Raw genomic sequence first — 17,738 nt, 5'->3', positions numbered from 1 at the left:
TTGGACGACACTATTCGATGATGAAGCCGAGACCGCCCTGGGCGCTTGGCGCGCCCGCACGGATAGCAGCGCGGTCTCGCGGGGGACTTGCCACGGAATTCGTCGGAGCGCCCCCTCCGTTCAAAGCCGGTGCCGCCCGCTCCGTAGGTGCGCTCATCTGGTTTGGGTTGGAGCCTGGTCTTACAATGTAAGGCGTAACTAGAATGACCAGTTCTGACTCCTCTTTTTGAAACGAGGACGAGCGAAAAAGCGGTCCCAGGATCGGCATTTCTCCGAGCCAGGGAAAGGCCCTGACATCATTGTTGACGTTCCGCCTGATTAGACCGCCGATTGCGAAGCTCTGCCCACTGGCGAGTTCGACGACCGTATCGGCTCGGCGCGTGGAAACTGCCGGCACGGAAATTCCGTTGATTTGCACGGCACCTTGCGTCGACAGTTCACTGACTTCGGGCGTTACGTGAATGTTGATTTGATTGTTGCTGAGAACTGTCGGCACAAATTCCAGACTGACGCCGAAGTGACGGAATTCAACCGATACCTGCCTGTTTTCCTGCAGGACAGGAATGGGAAATTCGCCGCCAGCTAGAAAGCTGGCTTTTTCACCCGACATAGCGGTGAGGTTCGGCTCAGCCAGGACGGAAGCTATATGCTCCTTGGCGAGCGCGTCGAGAACCGCGCTGACGTTGACGACACCGTTGTCGAATCCGATTTCTGCTGTACCGCCACCCTGGGTTGAACCAGATCCAGCGCTTGCACCGCTTCCGCTTAGAACGCCCACTTTGAAATTGCCGATTTGACCGAAGGCGGACAGGTTGACGCCAAGTGACTTCATGGCGCTGCGTGAGACTTCGGCTACGCGCACGCTGAGGTTAACTTGCAGGGATCCAGCGACCTTGATGTTGTTGACGACTTGCGCTCCGTCGCCCAGATATTGCTCAGTGACTCTTTTTGCGGTGTCGGCGACCTCTGCGTCGGGCGCCGTCCCGCTAAGGATTGCGCCGCGCGGCGTATAGTTGACGCGGATGGGATAGTCGCCGACCTGCTCCCGCAACATGGCGCGTAAATCCCCGATCGGTTGCGTGACAACGATACGCAATTCGGCGAGAGGCTCGCCGTTGCCGTCCAAGGCGAATAGGCTGGTCCGCCCCGATTTCTTGCCAAAGACGAAGATTGTTTTGCTCGATGGTGCCTGAAAATCCGCGATCGTCGGGTCAGCAACAAAGATGGTCGTGGCTGGCGCGGGCAGATGAACGGTCTCCCCGAGCGAAGAGGAAAGGGTCAGCGTGGCATTGATGCTATTCGAAGCCGCACGCGGCGCGCCTTTGTCCTGCTTGTTTTGCGCCGCGACACCAAGTGGGAAAGTCACAATAAGCGCGCAGAGGAGATGGCCCAGGTAACGGGGCACTGCAGGTCTCGGAACCTTGATGGCGATCGCCCGCCAATTGAGCGCAGGGCAAGGATGTTGAAGGATCAGCAAAATAGATCTTCTTTCGATTCGACAAACTATGCGGATGACGCGTCAGTCAATTCTAGAATGTAGCCAATGCCACGGATGGTCTTGATCCGTGGCGTTGCACCTGATCTGGTCAGATGTCCACGTAAACGATAGATTCCGACTTCAAGCGCGTTGGCAGACACGTCGTCGTTGAACGAATAGAGGTGATCTTCCAACTGCGCACGGGGCACGATGCGGCCTGCCCGGTTAAGCAGATGCTCTAGAATACAGAGTTCGCGACGTGCGATCATCATTGGGTGCCCAGCAACGAAAACCTGCCGGGCGACCGGATCGAAGTTGAGATTGCCAAATACGAGCCTCAGGTCGGTCATCTGTGACGCCCGGCGCAGAATGGCTCTCATTCTGGCGATAAGCTCATCGGTAGAGACGGGTTTGAGCAGAAAGTCGTCCGCACCACCGTTGAAGATCGCAATTCGCTTATCGAGATCGTTAAGGCTGCTCATAATGACGGCAGGAACTGAATGCCCGTGGGTCCTCAACTGCCTCAGCCAACCCAAGCCATCGCCATCTGGCAGAGCCAATTCCAGCAGGAGAATTTCATAGCTGGCGCAAGAAAATGCACTCGAGGCCAGTTCCAGAGTACCAACGACATCAACGACGAAGCCGCCATCCCCGAGCGCAAGTCGCATGGCGCGCGCAAGATCCGCATGATGATCCACGAGCAGCGTTCGCATTTCATCTCCTATCGAAGAGAGACGCGTCACCGGCGGCCATCTGATCGGAGCACACGGCGCACAACTCGTCGCATCTCTCGGAACAGGTCCGAGTTGGAGGGACATGCAAGTCGCTCGGTGGCAATAGGCGCGGGTGAGGACCAACTGACGGGCTCAAATACGCCGGTCGGCGAACCCACGACGCCAGCAACCCGCGTGCGATTTCTCGTTGCATCATCTCTCCTACGTGCAGCCCCTGCGCTCGCAAGGCAGCGTCGCGGCCCAGAGCCCGATTCCCACAGAGGGTAGGGTTAGCTTTCGAGAAACTGATTGAACAAATCGATTATTTGGATCGAATGCATCCACGGTATGGATGCAGCGCCGCATCTTCAACGACTGCGGCTTCCTGATGGATTGTTGTGTCTGTCGTGCTCTGCTATTTCGCTGTCCTTCAAGGCTGGCGAGTCTGGTGGAACCTGCGCGTCATTGGCTGTGGTAGCTTGATGCTCAAAAATGGAGCGCCCCGCGGAAAGCCGCTCTCAGATTTCCAAAAAGCCTTGCTGGTCCAAAAGAGCACTTCGCATCTCGACACCAAAATGGGCGAGGAAAACTGACGTCTGACAGGGATGTGTATGCAACAGCCGATTTGCGGCACCAGGAAACGACCGCGTTCAGGCTGGAGATCGACGACCAAGCTCTTCCTGTGCGGCGGATGCCGGCAAACAGCAGCACAGGGTCAGGGAAACCGCGAGCGGGCCTGCTTGATCGCCATAATCACATTGCCGCTGTTGCGCGTGCGGACCGGAATGCATTCGGTCCAGCCGGTGGCAATTTCGGTCAGCACCATCGTCTGCACGAAGCTCCCCGACCAAGACGTGCCCGAATGCGCTCAACAAAGCCGGGCGGCGGATCTTTCCAATCGCCGAAGGTGCGGGCTTGCACCGAGCGGCGAACTGCCGAACTCATTCCTGCCCGGCGGCGCTGGCCGCCGCGAGCGACGATGCGGACCTCAGCCGCTCCGAAGCCTCCCACAACACGATGAGCGCCTCGCGGACATCGCTGCCGTAACAGCGGCTGCGGCTCTTGCTCGCAGACGGCCTCTGCTCACGACGGTTCATAAGACGGATCGCGCGCGCTTGCGATAATAGCCGATTACCGCCCCGAACTCATTCAGAATGCGCCGCTTGTCAACGCCGCGATAACGCTCCACGATCGCCGCTTCAGTTCCGACCGTGTCGCCATGCTGAGCCGCGCCATACTTCCCCCGAACCGGAATGGCACGACCTGTCCAATGCGGCTCGTTGCCTTCGTTAATTCGCTGACCGGAAAGGTACCGGAAGTCGTCTAACGCATCTTACCCGCTGAAACGGCGGCAACACCTCGACCTCAATCGCAGATCTTAGGAAATAGACGATCGCGTCGGGGCCTGTGAGCATCCGTTCACCGGGTTTCCGTCATCGGCTGAGGCGAATTGCCACCATCGACCGTTATCGGATGGGCCGCGATACGTCGCCGTATCATGATTAGGGGGCGCACCTAGCGGAGCCATAGCTCTCCACCCAGCCATGTTCCCCTCGTTGGAAGATGTCCGGCGGACCAGAGGGGTGCTGTCCCGTCAGCTTTTCCTGAAGAGCGGCCAAGGCAATCCCTACCAATCCATCACCACCTTCCCCGAATTGCCGCTCTTCATCGCCTCGAAACCGTCGAGGTAGTCATCGACCCCGATGCGGTGTGTGATCAGGCCCGACACGTCGAGAGGACCCTGCACCAGCGCGATCATCTTGTACCAGGTCTCGAACATCTCGCGGCCGTAGATGCCCTTGAGATGCAGCATCTTGAAGATGACCTTGTTCCAGTCGATCTCGAAGCCGGTCGGGGCGATGCCCAAAATGGCGATCTTGCCGCCATTGTTCATGGTGTCGATCATGTCGCGGAAGGCGGGCGCGGCACCCGACATTTCGAGGCCGACGTCAAAACCCTCGGTCATGCCGAGCACCGGCATGACGTCGCGCAGCTTTTCCTTCGAGGCGTCGACGACATGCTGGACGCCGAGCTTTTTCGCCAGTGCCAGCCGCACCGGGTTGATGTCAGTGATGACCACTTTGCGCGCACCGACGCATTGGGCGACGAGCGCGCCCATGATGCCGATCGGCCCGGCGCCAGTCACCAGCACGTCCTCGCCGACCAGATCGAAGGACAATGCGGTGTGGACGGCATTGCCCAAGGGATCGAAGATCGCGGCAATCTCATCGGGCACATCGTCGGGGATCGGCACGACATTGTGCTGCGGGATCGCCAGATACTCGCCGAACGCGCCCGGACGGTTGACGCCGACGCCGAGTGTGTTGCGGCACAGATGCCCTCGCCCGGCGCGACAGTTGCGGCAATGGCCGCAGACGATGTGGCCTTCGCCCGATACACGCTGGCCGACCTTGTATTCGGTGACCGCTGCGCCGAAATCGGCAACGGTGCCGACGAATTCATGGCCCGTCACCATCGGCACCGGCACCGTCTTCTGCGCCCACTGGTCCCAATTGTAGATGTGCACGTCGGTGCCGCAGATCGCCGTCTTCTTGATCCTGATCAGCACGTCGTTGGGGCCGATTTCCGGCACCGGCACCTCTTCCATCCAGATGCCCGGTTCGGCCTTGGCCTTCACAAGCGCCTTCATCATGTTCGACATCAGGATTTCCCTATTCCGTGATTGCGCTTCTGGCGAGATAGCCTGCACAACGGGAAGGTAGGCCACTAACTCGTTTGAACGTCCGGAATGGTCAGCCCCGCCTGCTCGGCCTCGCGGCGCAAATTCTGACGGGGCCTGGGGCCGATCTGCTGGATCACCAATCCGGCTGCCAGTGAGCCAAGGTCGCCGCAGGTCTGCAAGTCACGGCCTTGCGTGTAGCCATGCAGGAAGCCGGCGGCATAGAGATCGCCGGCGCCCGTCGTGTCGATCAGCTCCTTGATGGCGGTCGCCTTGATCACCACGGTCTCGTCGCCGCGCACGATCACCGAGCCTTTTTCCGATCGGGTCACGGCGGCGATGCGGCAATCCTTGCGAATCTGCGCCAGCGCTTCGTCGAACGACGCCGTCTGGTAAAGCGATTTGATCTCGTGGCTGTTGGCAAAGACGATGTCGACGGTACCCGAACGCATCAGCTCGAGGAACTCGTCGCGGTAGCGGTCGACGCAGAACGAATCCGACAGGGTCATCGACACTTCGCGGCCTGCCGCGTGCGCCAGCATCGCCGTCTGGCGGATTGCTTCCTTGGCGCGCGGCGGATCCCACAGATAGCCTTCGAAATAGGTGACCTTGGCGCCAGAGGCCTTGTCCGCCTCGACATCCTCAGGCCCGAGCTCGACGCAGGCGCCGAGATAGGTGTTCATCGAGCGCTCGCCGTCGGGCGTGACGAAGATCATCGAGCGCGCCGTCGGCGGTTCACCCTTGAGCGGCGTGGTGTCGAAGGCGACGCCTTGCGCATGGATGTCGTGGGCGTAGATTTCGCCCAGCGCATCGTTGGAGACCTTGCCGAAGAAGGCGGCGCGGCCGCCAAAGCTGGCGACGCCGGCCGCCGTGTTGCCGGCGCTGCCGCCGGAGGCCTCGATCGCCGGACCCATGCGGCTGTAGAGCAGCTCGGCGCGCCTTGTGTCGATGAGGTTCATCGCTCCCTTGATGATGCCGTTGGTCTCGAGGAATGCCTCGTCGCACTGGGCGATGATGTCGACAATGGCATTACCGATGCAGAGCACGTCATAATCCGCATCAAAATCTCCGCCAAAAACCCGAGCCGGCTTCTTGCCATGCCGGCCGGGCGTGGTCTCGCGAGTTGAAATGGGTTGCCGCATGCGCTTGATCCAGCCGCCCTCACGCAGCTGCCGGTCCTGCTTCACGCAGCAAATCGTCAGCTTTGTCCGTCTTCTCCCAGGTGAACTCAGGCTCTTCACGCCCGAAGTGTCCGTATGTCGCCGTCTTGCGGTATATCGGGCGTAAGAGATCAAGCATCTTGATGATGCCTTTCGGTCGGAGATTGAAAACCTCGAGAACAAGGCGCTCGATCCTTTTTTCCTCGATCCTTGCGGTTCCGAAAGTATTGACCATGACAGAAACCGGACTGGCCACGCCGATCGCGTAGGCAAGCTGAACCTCGCAGACCTCCGCAAGGCCGCTGGCAACGATGTTCTTCGCGACATACCGGGCGGCATAGGCCGCCGAGCGGTCAACCTTGGATGGGTCCTTGCCCGAAAAGGCACCGCCGCCGTGACGCCCGGTCCCACCGTAGGAATCGACGATGATCTTCCGTCCTGTGAGGCCGCAGTCGCCGGCAGGCCCACCGACCACGAACCGCCCTGTTGGGTTGACCAGAAATCTGATCCCCGAAGTATCCAGGTGGGCCGGCAGGACCGGTTTTATGATCTCCTCAATGACGCCTTCGCGGACCGTGGCTTGTGAGACCGCTTCGTCATGCTGCGTCGACAGGACTATGGTATCCAGCGCCACCGGGCGGAGCCCTTCGTAGCGTACGGACACTTGAGATTTCACGTCCGGACGCAGCCAGCCAAGCTGTCCCGCTTTCCGGACCTCGGCCTGTCTTTTCGTCAAATGGTGAGCGAGTTGGATCGGCAGGGGCATCAATGTATCCGTCTCGTTGCATGCGAATCCAAACATGATGCCCTGATCCCCTGCCCCCTGCCCGAGATCCTGCCCTCGTCCTTCATCAACGCCCTGGCTTATGTCGGGCGACTGCTCGGTGAGGGCCAGAACGACGGCGCAACGTCGACCATCAAAGCCAATCGCATCATCGTCGTAGCCAATATCGAGTATCGTATCGCGGGCGACTTGGCTGTAATCGATGTGGGCATGGCTGGTGATCTCGCCAGCCACAACGACCATCCCCGTCTTCACCAACACTTCACAGGCGACGCGCGCCTTCGGATCGGTGCGCAGGACCGCATCGAGAATGGCATCGGAGATGTTGTCTGCCATCTTATCGGGGTGTCCCGCGCCGACGGATTCGGAAGAGAACACGAACTGCCTGGTCATAAAAATGCCCTCGCTTCAAGTGCTGGAGTTAGTGAGGAGTTTCTGGATTGGGGTGGCTTAGCGGTCGGGGATGCCGGGAACATCGAACGCAGTGCAGAAGTCGGCAACGTCTCTTCGTACGCTCGCATGAACTTCCTGGTCATCGGGCTGGCGGCAGACCGAGTCGATGAAAGCGGCGATCTGCACCATCTCCGTTTCGCGCATGCCCATGGACGTCACCGCTGGTGTCCCTAAGCGGATGCCGCTTGTCAGCGCCGGATGCCGCCGGTCGCCCGGGACCATATTGAAATTCGCAATGATGCCTGCACGCGATAAGCGCTCCGCATAGGCTTTGCCTGACAGCGGCCGGTCCCGAAGATCAAGGATCAGCATGTGATTGTCAGTGCCCCCGGTGACGAGTTCATAACCTCGCTCCAGAAGCGCCTGGGCCAGAGCCTTGGCGTTGTGGACGATCTGCTGACCGTAGACACGAAAGGACGAGTTCGCTGCTTCCTGCAAAGCGACGGCAAGCGCGGCGATAGTATTCATATGCGGTCCGCCTTGCAGAAGAGGGAACACGGCGCGGTCTATACGTTTGGCCAGATTGTGTTTGCTCTTCGGATGATGGAGGGGCTGATAACGGTCTTCATTCCTTGATAAAATGAAGCCACCCCGGGGACCGCGGATCGCCTTGTGAGAGGTGCTGGTGACCACATCGCAATGGGGCACGGGGTTCGGATGCACTCCTGCGACAACCAGGCCGCTGATGTGGGCGATGTCAGCCACCAGATACGAGTTCACCTCCGAAGCAATTTCGGCCATTGCCGCGTAGTCAAAAATACGCGGATAAGCAGTTCCGCCGACCCAAATTAGCTTCGGGCGTTCCCGCTTGGCGGTCTCGCGCAAGTGGTCATAGTCAATTTGCTGTGTCTTTTCGTGCAGCCTGTACGGGACGCGCTGATAATCGCTGCCGGAAAAATTGACGGACCAACCGTGAGTCAGATGGCCGCCTTCGGGTAAAGGCAAGCCCATCACTTTGTCACGGGGGCTCAAAAGCGCGCGATAGACAGCCTGGTTGGCTGGCGAGCCTGAATAAGGCTGGACGTTGGCGTGTTCACTGCCAAATAGCGCTTTCAGGCGCTCGATCGCGAGGGTCTCAAGCTCATCGACGATCTCGTTTCCGGCGTAGTAGCGCGCACCGGGGTATCCCTCGGCATACTTGTTGGTGAAAATCGACCCGGTCGCTTCCAACACCGCCGAGGAGGCAAAGTTCTCGGAGGCGATCAGTTTGAGAGTTGTCCGCTCCTGGCGCTCCTGTCTTAGAAGCAGTTCGCGAACGCGGGAGTCGACGGCGGCTAAGTGAGGCCGCCCGTAAGTGTCGGGCTGCGCGATGGCGCCGCCGGCGGAGTTATCCATGGTAGTCGCGCTCCATTTGGACTGATCTATTTCACGATCAAGCAGGCGGTCCCTTCAACCGCGCGTCTTGTATTGCTTCCAGGCGTTGTAGGTCTCTTTTATGATGACCATCATCGTGGGGCAGGAGATCGACCACCAATTGAGCCAGCCCGCCATCCTTGCCTCCTGCTTGCATATGGTACGAAGACTGCGGACGTTGTTCGTTGCAGCAAAGAAAGTTGGCTCTGACCAGCCGCCGGACGTGGCGTCGAACCTGCTCGCGAGGCAGACTGGTAATATCGGCCAGCTCGCCGACGGTTAGATCCGCATGCGCGCAAAGGCCCAGGATTCGAAGGCGATCAAGATGCGCTGCCGTCCTTACGCGATTTACCAGTGTCAACATTGGTTGGCATCAACCCGGACGGGATGCAGCAAGCCGCTAGCCCTTCTATCCCCATCAATCCGCATGAGATCTCTTCTCGTCATTTGCTGTAAATCCGCTGGTATGGATGCTAATGGAAGATGGATCACAGTCCTTTCTACGACTAAGACGCCAGATATTGGGGCTAATGTACCACCTGACAGGAGACTATGCTCACGAACATTATGTGAATTTTTTTTAACGTTGCTGAGAATCAAGGGTGAGGTTTGGCGAATGTCTCGCCGTCGACTGTCGAATCCTGCCCGACGGGATTATGGGGTGCGTAGCCTGCTTGTCCTTTCCACATGACCAGCGACGATGGGGCGAAGGCGGCAGACATAGCTCTGGAGCATGCTGCGGTGTCTTTGGCCTGAAGCCGAGGAAGGCGGACCGTGGCTTCCGCGCCGCTGCCGGGAGCCCCCGAACAGGCCAAGTGGATCAGCCGGGTGTTGCCGTCATAGAGCGTGAGACCCAAAGCTGGCCAGCCGCGCCCTGAGGCTGACGCACCGCTCAGCGTCCACCTTGCTCTCGAAGCCCATCGGCATAGCGCCGATAACGACTTGACCGCGTGCGTGTCGACGAGCGATCGGTGAGCGCAAGGATCGAGGGTGCAGTGCAGGATAATGCTGTTTTAAATCAGCGCTGTTTTCAGCCGACTGCCTTGAGCGTGGGCACAAGGATATAGGCCGCAGGAGATCATCGTCTGGCTGTTCGGGAGGCCGCCCTGGGCGCGCGACAGCCGTTCCTTCGGCTGCGCCAGCTCCGCCACCATCCGCGCCGTGCCTTCCGGAGACCATTCCCGCTGCCGGCCGGCGCCCGTGAAAACCTCGACCCGGCGCACCGGCTCGAGATGGCTGGGCTCAGCGTAACTCTGAAGTCGTCATATACCGAAGCCTTCACAGACTTCGGACATCTCCCTCACAGTCCGATCAAGATGGCGTCAGGAACACCGCTTGCGTTGATGCGGATGAACCCCTGCTTGTGCCACAATGACCCTTATCTCAGCGCGCGAGCCAAAGCTTCCGCGCAAGGCGACGGCTAGGATAAGGCAATGCCGACGAAGGGCACATTGCTTGCCACACTCTGGAATGATGGCATGCTCGGAAGGCCTAGGTTTTGCTCAGGGCCGCCTGCAAGGCGCGCTTGGAGGTTATTCACATAGCCTTCTGCGTAGTCCTGCGCCGTCGAGACCGAAAGATCAATGCCTGCCGCCAAGGCCTCTTCCATCAGGTGCTTTACGAGCCCATTTCGAATGGCCAGCTTGACCTCGGGGCCTGCGATAAGGCCGATCGCCTGCGCGGCCATATTGAGGCCAGCTTCCTCCAGCGCTCGCTTCATATCGCCTCCGTTAATGGCCGTACGCAGGAGATTGGCTGCTTGCGACTCAGCCTCGAGAACCATCGAGGCAAGATCGGCTACTTGTCCGAGGCCCGGAATGAAGCTGAGCAGTCCCACCGCCGTTGCCGCCAAGTCGAGCACTTTCGTCTCGATTTTGAGCACGGAGTCGACGACGTGCATGACGGCCCCGCCGTTCTTTTTGGCTGACTTAATGTCAGGCTGGTCCATCAGGCCCATCTTCATGTCCGCGACGGCATTCTGCTCTTCTGCGGTTTGGGCGCCGTGGGTGATTGGCTGCTGAACGTTGCGGTTCGCAGACGACATGTTTGTGCAAAAATGGGCAAAGTCTTTTTTGCTGATATTGCCGGAATCAACCGTATGCCCGCCGCCAAAGTCGAAGAATTTATGATGGGTCTTATAGCCCGTGATCGAATTGTTCAGGAGGCCAAACAAAAGAGGATCTGAAAGGAGCTGAGAGGCTGCTTCCCGCACTTTCGGATCAAGGCTCTTGTCGTCTTTCATTTTCGCCAGTTTGTCGCGAGTCAGAACACCGCTTCCAAAGAACGTGTCCTGATGGTCCTTGATCATCTCGACCGTATTCAGCTCAGTTTGCGTGAGGCTCATCGACGATGAGGCGACTTGCAGGAAATCCTCTTTGTGCATCTTCCCTTTCGAGCCACCGCACAACTGGTTCCAAGCATCGGGGTGATCGAGGAAATATTGCGCCGCCGCAATGACCTGGGGCGGAAATTTGCCGTTTTTCGATTCGCCGCCGACCATTTTCTTGAACTCATCCAGACTCAGGTCCTTGGACAGATTTTCGGAGTACCGGTAAAACTCCCGCAAGGCATCGCTCAAGGTCATGACCGAAGGCTGCAAACCTCCGCTGCCGTCGGATGGTATGTAGTTCTGCTCGTAGCTTTGCGCTTGGGCTTCCTGAAATGCAGCAACTTGTGGGTGGTGGTTTGAAAATCCGGCCAAGTCCTTGGCGTTGATCTTGCCTCCACAGCGGCCGTCGCCCTGCGAGCCAATCGCATAAAAAAGTCCCGAATCCTGCTGCAGTCCCTTGATCGCCGCTTTCAGATCCGGTGGCGTAGAGGGATCATTGGCTTTCTCGGTCAACGACTTCCAACTAAGCGGGCATTGGTCCTTGTGACGGTTGAGTACCGCAACAATCTGCAACTCAGCCGTGGTCAGCGACCCACCGTTCCACGTGATTCCGGGGCTCGGCCTGGGAGCCGGCTCGATCTTCGGGGTGACGCGGAGCAGATGTTGGGCTTCAGTCGCCTTGGAGCGTTGCGATTGGTCCTCCTTGAGAGCCGCCCTCATATGTGGCGGCAGCAGATCCAGTGGGTGTTGCTCCAAGCCCTTCAATGTCGATTCGACATCCGGTGCCAGATGGCCCAAAGGGTCCTGCCGCAATTTATCCATTGTCGAATCAAGATTCGACGTTGGCAGATCCCCTTGCGCGAAAGAGCCGGGCTTGTTTGCCAGCACACAAGTGGACAGCATCGCTTCGAAGCACGATGCACTTTGCTGATGCTGGGTCGCAAAATGGGAAACTTTCAGGCCCGGCCAACCCCTTGCGGACTGTAGCGAATTTGAGCGGTAGAAAGTTGAAAGATTGCTGGCCGACATTGTGCATCCTCAGACGTGACGTTGAAATCCCCACAAGAGACCCCGACAGAAGATCCCTTGCGTTTCACAAAATTCGACAATTCCAAGCGTCGGCAGGTCACGAATGCGCCTGCCCTGCCTTCAATTGCTGTGTTCCGGGCCGGCTCCAAGGTTCGGTCCAACACAATGGCCGGAGTCACCGCGAGAGCTGCCGGGACTCATCATGAGCGGATTAGCTTTCGAGAAACTGACGAGTTTGCGAAGAGTTCACAAAGGGGTAGCCGCAGTCATGTTCTTCAGAGCTGCGGCAAATCCTCAATGTTCATTTCTTGCCCAGCTCAGGCTTCCCGCCAACGCTATCCTGTTGTGGGATGTCAGAAGAATAAGAAGCATCCGGTCGTCCGTCGCGAACGACCGTAGTGGAGGAGCCGCGAAACAAGATCAGCACTGATTCCTTTGGCGTGGCCGCTATGTGAGTCTGCGCCTGCGCCTCCGCCACCAAGCCGTTAAAGGTCTGCTCCACGAGTGCGACGAAGCGCGGTGGACCGGAAACGAAGACGAGGCCATTGCCTGGCACGGGTTTGACTACATAGCGCTCGTCGGAGATATCAAGCTTGTCGAGAGCCCCCTTGAACGCATCGAAGCGAATCGACGTCATCAAAAGCATTCGAGTTTGCGATTCTTGTGCAGCAGACACATAGAGCACAAGGCCGTCATAGTACCATTGGAGACCGTAAAGGTTCGTCAAGCGGTCGAGGAACGCGCGCGGTGGCAAATCAGGCATACGTCCGCGAATTCGCCCCTTCACCGCAGGACTGATGTTGACCCTGATATTCAGGTTGTTGCCGAATTCCTGCAACGCTGCAGCGAGTTCCTGATCCAGAACCGTGTATCTATAGGGTGTCGCCGGAAGGGACAGCGGGACTGCGTGCGCCGGGTGAATCCCGGTGGACAGAAAAAACCCGGCACAGAGAAGTCTCAAAACATGCAGGGTGACGGGTTGGATAAGCGTTCTCGGCATGTCGCACTGATAAACCAAACGCTGAAATCATCACAAGTGACTAAATTGCCGAAGAGATTTTAGATGTCGAAATGACGCCGCCGTTAGTCAGCTTGTTGTCAGCTTGCCCCCCTAGGAGTGTTGCGCCGACACCGGGTGATGAATGGGCGGGGCTCGCCCGGTCAGAGAGAGCAACCGAGTCCTTACATGATGATGCCTGTTACGTCGATCTCTGCCACTCTAACGGCTGGCCTCCCCAGGGTCGGATCACCGTCGATTGTCGAGCAGGCCCAGTTTGAGCGCGCCTTAGGGCATGCAGCCGACTCGCTGAAAAACGATGCCGCCGCGGGGCCAGCGAGTGCGGCGCCAGTTGCTGCGGCGATGGATGTTCAGCGCGCGGCTGCGCCGACGAGCGGCATGGGCGATCGCGTGTTGCAGACGATTTCCTCCCTATATCCACACAACACTGTTTCCTTCCCCGCGCTCGACCATGACATAGCCCTTTCGAAGGGCGCTCTACCGGGACCGGCGCAGAAGCTTCCCGTCGCAGGTGAGGCGGGAACCGGAATCTCGGGCATTCCTCAACAAGGGCAAGACTTCGAAACGATGATGGCTGGTCTTCGGGATGTTTACAACGGCGTCACCCAGGTGGCGCTTATCTCCAAAGGCGTCAGCGGCATCACATCATCCGTGAATAAACTTTTGAAGGAAGGCTGAACCGGGCGCATGATTGGCTTGGCCAAGGGCGAAATCATGCGTGGCCTGTCAGGGTGGCGGTCGATTAGACTTGTCATGCTGCCAGTTCTCGTCGCCCTCAGTGCTTGCAAAACCGACCTCTACACGCAATTGCAAGAGCGTGAGGCAAATGAAATGCTCGCACTTCTTGAAGACAACGGGGTCGCCGCGATCCGGGTGGTCGCCAAGGATGGGACCAGCACGATCCAGGTTGACGAAAAGCTGCTCGCCTTCTCAATCAACCTTCTGAACGCCAAGGGGTTGCCGCGCCAATCCTTCAAGAACCTCGGTGAGATATTCCAAGGATCAGGCCTGATTGCCTCGCCGACCGAAGAGCGTGCCCGTTACGTGTATGCCCTGAGCGAAGAGTTGTCGCGGACGATCAGCGATATCGATGGCGTTTTTTCTGTACGTGTTCACGTCGTGCTGCCGCATAACGACCTTGTGCGAGCCGGCGCCACGCCATCCTCGGCCTCGGTGTTTATCAGGCACGACGCCAAAACAAATGTCGCGGCTCTGCTGCCAAAGATAAAGATGCTCGTAGCCGACAGCATCGAAGGCTTGTCCTACGATAAGGTGGAAGTGGTTTTGGTGCCGGTAGAACGGTCCGCACACGAGCAACGGCCCGATCCGACTGCTGTTTTGCCACAAGCATCAATACCTCTTCCTGCGCCAATTCTGGCGACCGTGACAGGTTTTGCCGCAGCCGTATTCGCCGTGGCCTGTTATCTCTTGGTCAGCGTTGTTACGCGTCGGCGCAAGCAATCAACCGGCGTTTCCAAGGTCGAGGGGCGCCGGGATGCTTCTGCTGTCGAGGCCATTCGCAAAAGAATGCCTGCAATTGGACGTGGGTGACATCTCATTGCAAATGCCTATACAGACCGCCCGACCTGATGGTCCGCACCAATTGCGTTTTCCGGGCGCGAGCGAGCTTGCGGCTTCGGCCCATCCGACCCGTCTAGCGGCGCGTCTTGATCCAGCGTTATCGGCAGAAACGTTAGTGAAGTTGCAGAAGTGTTCCAGACTGCATCCAAGGCTGGCAGAATTGCTGGGCAACTATGACGTGGATCTGAACCACATCGGCTGCAGGCCGGACCTTCTACGCGGGCACGATCCATATCGAGCTGCCCTTCTTGCTGGTAGTATCTGGCATGCCCGTTCGCTGGTCGCGTTTGTCTCTCAGCCTGAGCTTGCCATCCTTGTTAAACGCATCGGCGTGGATGCACACGCATTCGGAATCCGACACCTGCTGCATGCCGTTGAGAACAGACTGATCGCGGACCCAGAAAAACTCGCTCAGCAAATCGAATACGATGGACATGCATGTCTTGGGGCTTGGCTCCAGGACAGTTCAGCGACCGAGCGTAACCGCGTGCTTCTTCGGTTGCCCGAGGGGACTGCCGCGGAGACTCCAGCACCTGAGCATTGGACCGCCGCCGGCCAATTGCTTTCACTTGTACTAGCTCATTTTGAGACAGAGACCCCGGTGAAATGACAGCCGAACTTTCCGAGGGGCCAATAGCGCCGCAGATGCGTCCAGTCGGACCACTGATACCCGCGAGCGAGCTCGAGACCTGGCACAGCGCCGCGCAAGCGCTTGCCGCGGCAGAACGGCATCGGCAGCGCGTTCGAAACTGGGCACGCGCCGTTTACCAGCGGGCGTGGGCGCGCGGCCACATGGAGGGCTCGAATGCAGGCACCGAGGAGATGGCAGGGCTGATTGCGGAGACAATCTCCGAAATCGCGCGACGAAAGGCGGCTCTGGAGCAGGAATTGCCGCAGCTCGTGATGGAAATATTGAGCGATCTTATCGGCGCTTTCGATCCGGGCGAGCTATTGGTGAGGGCTGTTCGTCACGCCATAGAGTGTCAATACAGCGGCGCCGAAGTTTGCCTTCATGTTTCTCCCATGCAAGTCGACATGCTTGCACGAGAGTTTGCTCGATGCGACGGCCAGGATGGTCGACCAAGGGTGCGGATCGAGCCCGACCCGACGTTGTCGCCGCAACGGTGCGTGCTGTGGAGCGAGTACGGCAATGTCGACCTGGGACTTGACGCCCAGATGCGCGCGCTGCGCCTTGGTTTCGGGACGCTCTGTGAAAAAGGCGAGCTATGAGAAAGCCCGTCCCAGAACATAACGCTGACGCCGACACTCGAGCTCTCGTTCCAGCAATCTCGTCGTTGAGGGCTGCGGCCAAGCGAATTGACACGCGTGCGGTGCGGGGTCGGATCACGCGGGCTATCGGCACACTGGTTCATGCCGTCTTGCCAGACACTCGTATTGGGGAACTTTGCCTCCTAGAGGACCCGCGAACCGGGCTGTCGCTCGAGGCCGAGGTGATCGGCCTGTCGGGTGATGGTGTATTGCTGACACCGATCGGGGACTTGGTGGGCCTATCCAGCCGCGCAGAGGTCGTGGCCACTGGCCGAATGCGTGAGGTGCCCGTCGGCGGCGATTTGCTCGGTCGCGTGATCGACAGTCGTTGCCGCCCATTGGACGGCAAAGGCGAAATCAAGACCGTCGAAACTCGGCCACTGCATGACAGAGCTCCCAATCCGATGACGAGGCGCATGATTGAGCGGCCATTCCCGCTTGGGGTCCGTGTCCTCGATGGTCTGCTGACGTGCGGCGAGGGCCAGCGGATCGGGATTTATGGCGAGCCAGGTGGTGGCAAGTCGACGCTGTTGTCACAGATCGTAAAGGGTGCCGCCGCTGACGTCGTCATAGTGGCGCTCATAGGCGAACGTGGACGGGAAGTTCGTGAATTCATCGAAAGGAATCTTGGTGAAGAGGGCCTTCTCCGTACGGTCGTCGTGGTTGAAACCTCCGACCGCTCGGCGGTGGAGCGTGCGCAATGCGCTCCAATGGCGACTGCGCTCGCGGAATATTTTCGCGATCAGGGCCTACGCGTTGCTCTCATGCTGGATTCGCTGACGCGCTTCTGCCGCGCTATGCGCGAAATAGGCCTTGCTGCGGGTGAGCCGCCGACGCGACGGGGCTTTCCTCCTTCCGTTTTTGGCATGCTGCCAGGCCTGCTCGAGCGCGCCGGCATGGGTGAGCGGGGCTCAATCACGGCCTTCTATACGGTGCTTGTAGAGGGTGATGGCACAGGTGATCCAATCGCCGAGGAATCGCGTGGTATTCTCGATGGCCATGTCATCCTCTCACGCGCTATTGCGGCGCGATCGCATTTCCCCGCTATTGATGTGCTGCAGAGTCGCAGCCGCGTCATGGATGCAGTCGTTTCGGGGACACATCGCAAGGCAGCATCCATTTTCCGCGAGCTCCTATCGCGCTATGCCGAGACCGAGTTCTTGATCAATGTTGGCGAATACAAGCCAGGTGGAGATCCCCTGACTGACCGGGCCGTCGCGTCAATCGACGAACTGAGGGAGTTTCTGCGCCAGAGCGAAGATGACGCGTCAGATTTCGAGGAGACGGTCGCATGGATGTCGCGTCTGACCGCGTGAACTGGGTTCAGTCTTCGAGGTTACGGCTTCTGAAGGAAATGCAAGAGCGTCGTGCCCTTGGCGAGCTGTCCAAGAAGGAAGCCCAGCGCGATGTGGCCGCCTCAGCCGTACAAAATGCCGCTAGGGAGCTTGCAATGATACAGCAACATTGTTCAAGAACAGAAGCAGCGCTCTATCAGCATCTGATGTCACTCGACAACTTGTCTAGCGCAGCGCTCGACCGTCACCGCCTTCACACTGAACAGCTTGCCGCTGAGATCACTTCCAGACGGCAGATGCTTGATGATGCCCAAATCGCTCAAGAGGAGGCTGAGATGGCGGCGTCCAGGACGAGGGAGCTATGGGTCATATGTTCGGCGGCAAGGGACAAATGGCAACAAATCGAGGACGACGTGCGGCGCGCCGTCGAGACTCATTCGGAGGCCGCAGCCGAGATCGAGGCCGACGACGAGATACTGCTGAAATATGCGAGGGGGTCGCTTGCCTAAATGCCGCGCAACCGGATCCGACAGTCGCAAGAGGTCGTCCGAATGACACGACCGTGCAGTCTTTGATAGCCGCTGCGGTCACACCCGC

15 protein-coding genes are annotated in these 17,738 nt (G+C 58.8%); 6 read left to right on the top strand and 9 right to left on the bottom strand.

What is annotated here, in order from left to right:
• Positions 1–10 precede the first annotated feature (10 nt).
• From EOA78_RS00620 to EOA78_RS00570, 9 genes are all read right to left on the bottom strand, one after another.
• Complete coding sequence (locus tag EOA78_RS00620; RefSeq protein WP_051695798.1) at positions 11–1,432, bottom strand: type II and III secretion system protein family protein; 1,422 nt, start codon at positions 1,430–1,432, stop codon at positions 11–13.
• A gap of 71 nt (positions 1,433–1,503) precedes the next feature.
• Positions 1,504–2,190: a response regulator transcription factor gene (locus tag EOA78_RS00615; protein WP_029354874.1), complete on the bottom strand. Its 687-nt coding sequence runs from the start codon at positions 2,188–2,190 to the stop codon at positions 1,504–1,506.
• 1,627 nt (positions 2,191–3,817) lie between these two features.
• Positions 3,818–4,852 carry an L-threonine 3-dehydrogenase gene (tdh, locus tag EOA78_RS00605; RefSeq protein ID WP_127313440.1) on the bottom strand — a complete coding sequence of 345 codons (1,035 nt, stop codon included), beginning with the start codon at positions 4,850–4,852 and terminating at the stop codon, positions 3,818–3,820.
• A 65-nt stretch (positions 4,853–4,917) separates the two neighbouring features.
• A complete protein-coding gene (locus tag EOA78_RS00600; RefSeq protein WP_245316490.1) occupies positions 4,918–6,012 on the bottom strand; it encodes an adenosine kinase in 1,095 nt (364 codons plus the stop codon).
• A gap of 19 nt (positions 6,013–6,031) precedes the next feature.
• Positions 6,032–7,207 (bottom strand): methionine adenosyltransferase, encoded by a 1,176-nt coding sequence (gene metK, locus EOA78_RS00595; RefSeq protein WP_063169265.1) that lies wholly within the window; start codon positions 7,205–7,207, stop codon positions 6,032–6,034.
• A 57-nt stretch (positions 7,208–7,264) separates the two neighbouring features.
• On the bottom strand, positions 7,265–8,602 hold the full coding sequence (glyA, locus tag EOA78_RS00590; protein WP_127313439.1) for a serine hydroxymethyltransferase: 1,338 nt from the start codon (positions 8,600–8,602) through the stop codon (positions 7,265–7,267).
• Positions 8,603–8,639: 37 nt separating this feature from the next.
• A complete protein-coding gene (locus tag EOA78_RS00585; RefSeq protein WP_091595831.1) occupies positions 8,640–8,984 on the bottom strand; it encodes a helix-turn-helix domain-containing protein in 345 nt (114 codons plus the stop codon).
• A 1,056-nt stretch (positions 8,985–10,040) separates the two neighbouring features.
• Entirely contained in the window at positions 10,041–11,852 is a 1,812-nt protein-coding gene (locus EOA78_RS00575; RefSeq protein WP_236370748.1) for an HrpF/NolX family T3SS translocon protein, read from the bottom strand.
• A 427-nt stretch (positions 11,853–12,279) separates the two neighbouring features.
• Positions 12,280–12,978: a secretin N-terminal domain-containing protein gene (locus tag EOA78_RS00570; RefSeq protein WP_091595837.1), complete on the bottom strand. Its 699-nt coding sequence runs from the start codon at positions 12,976–12,978 to the stop codon at positions 12,280–12,282.
• 186 nt (positions 12,979–13,164) lie between these two features.
• On the opposite strand from EOA78_RS00570, the gene EOA78_RS00565 reads away from it, so the two are divergent.
• Genes EOA78_RS00565 through EOA78_RS00540 form a run of 6 tightly spaced genes read left to right on the top strand, consistent with a single transcriptional unit; the run spans position 13,165 to position 17,650 of the window.
• Positions 13,165–13,674: a nodulation protein NolB gene (locus EOA78_RS00565; protein ID WP_095521281.1), complete on the top strand. Its 510-nt coding sequence runs from the start codon at positions 13,165–13,167 to the stop codon at positions 13,672–13,674.
• A gap of 9 nt (positions 13,675–13,683) precedes the next feature.
• A complete protein-coding gene (gene sctJ / locus EOA78_RS00560; protein ID WP_127212342.1) occupies positions 13,684–14,547 on the top strand; it encodes a type III secretion inner membrane ring lipoprotein SctJ in 864 nt (287 codons plus the stop codon).
• Positions 14,492–15,187: a nodulation protein NolU gene (locus EOA78_RS00555; protein WP_281034022.1), complete on the top strand. Its 696-nt coding sequence runs from the start codon at positions 14,492–14,494 to the stop codon at positions 15,185–15,187. The genes sctJ and EOA78_RS00555 overlap by 56 nt, the downstream gene beginning before the upstream one ends.
• Positions 15,184–15,807 (top strand): type III secretion system stator protein SctL, encoded by a 624-nt coding sequence (sctL, locus tag EOA78_RS00550; protein ID WP_095521256.1) that lies wholly within the window; start codon positions 15,184–15,186, stop codon positions 15,805–15,807. The genes EOA78_RS00555 and sctL overlap by 4 nt, the downstream gene beginning before the upstream one ends.
• Complete coding sequence (gene sctN / locus EOA78_RS00545) at positions 15,804–17,162, top strand: type III secretion system ATPase SctN (protein ID WP_127313438.1); 1,359 nt, start codon at positions 15,804–15,806, stop codon at positions 17,160–17,162. Before sctL ends, sctN begins: the two co-directional genes overlap by 4 nt.
• Positions 17,138–17,650 carry a hypothetical protein gene (locus EOA78_RS00540; protein ID WP_091595843.1) on the top strand — a complete coding sequence of 171 codons (513 nt, stop codon included), beginning with the start codon at positions 17,138–17,140 and terminating at the stop codon, positions 17,648–17,650. The genes sctN and EOA78_RS00540 overlap by 25 nt, the downstream gene beginning before the upstream one ends.
• Positions 17,651–17,738: the final 88 nt, after the last annotated feature.

This window comes from Mesorhizobium sp. M5C.F.Cr.IN.023.01.1.1, from assembly GCF_003997585.1.
GTDB lineage: Bacteria > Pseudomonadota > Alphaproteobacteria > Rhizobiales > Rhizobiaceae > Mesorhizobium > Mesorhizobium wenxiniae.
This window is presented reverse-complemented; position numbering and strand designations above follow the sequence as displayed.

Excerpts from the sequence above, each read along its gene's own strand:
- EOA78_RS00615 (WP_029354874.1), bottom strand. The coding sequence starts at position 2,190 with ATGCGAACGCTGCTCGTGGATCATCATGCGGATCTTGCGCGCGCCATG.
- tdh (WP_127313440.1), bottom strand. The coding sequence starts at position 4,852 with ATGTCGAACATGATGAAGGCGCTTGTGAAGGCCAAGGCCGAACCGGGC.
- EOA78_RS00600 (WP_245316490.1), bottom strand. The coding sequence starts at position 6,012 with ATGCGGCAACCCATTTCAACTCGCGAGACCACGCCCGGCCGGCATGGC.
- metK (WP_063169265.1), bottom strand. The coding sequence starts at position 7,207 with ATGACCAGGCAGTTCGTGTTCTCTTCCGAATCCGTCGGCGCGGGACAC.
- glyA (WP_127313439.1), bottom strand. The coding sequence starts at position 8,602 with ATGGATAACTCCGCCGGCGGCGCCATCGCGCAGCCCGACACTTACGGG.
- EOA78_RS00585 (WP_091595831.1), bottom strand. The coding sequence starts at position 8,984 with ATGTTGACACTGGTAAATCGCGTAAGGACGGCAGCGCATCTTGATCGC.
- EOA78_RS00575 (WP_236370748.1), bottom strand. The coding sequence starts at position 11,852 with ATGCTGTCCACTTGTGTGCTGGCAAACAAGCCCGGCTCTTTCGCGCAA.
- EOA78_RS00570 (WP_091595837.1), bottom strand. The coding sequence starts at position 12,978 with ATGCCGAGAACGCTTATCCAACCCGTCACCCTGCATGTTTTGAGACTT.
- EOA78_RS00565 (WP_095521281.1), top strand. The coding sequence starts at position 13,165 with ATGATGATGCCTGTTACGTCGATCTCTGCCACTCTAACGGCTGGCCTC.
- sctJ (WP_127212342.1), top strand. The coding sequence starts at position 13,684 with ATGATTGGCTTGGCCAAGGGCGAAATCATGCGTGGCCTGTCAGGGTGG.
- EOA78_RS00555 (WP_281034022.1), top strand. The coding sequence starts at position 14,492 with ATGCTTCTGCTGTCGAGGCCATTCGCAAAAGAATGCCTGCAATTGGAC.
- sctL (WP_095521256.1), top strand. The coding sequence starts at position 15,184 with ATGACAGCCGAACTTTCCGAGGGGCCAATAGCGCCGCAGATGCGTCCA.
- sctN (WP_127313438.1), top strand. The coding sequence starts at position 15,804 with ATGAGAAAGCCCGTCCCAGAACATAACGCTGACGCCGACACTCGAGCT.
- EOA78_RS00540 (WP_091595843.1), top strand. The coding sequence starts at position 17,138 with ATGGATGTCGCGTCTGACCGCGTGAACTGGGTTCAGTCTTCGAGGTTA.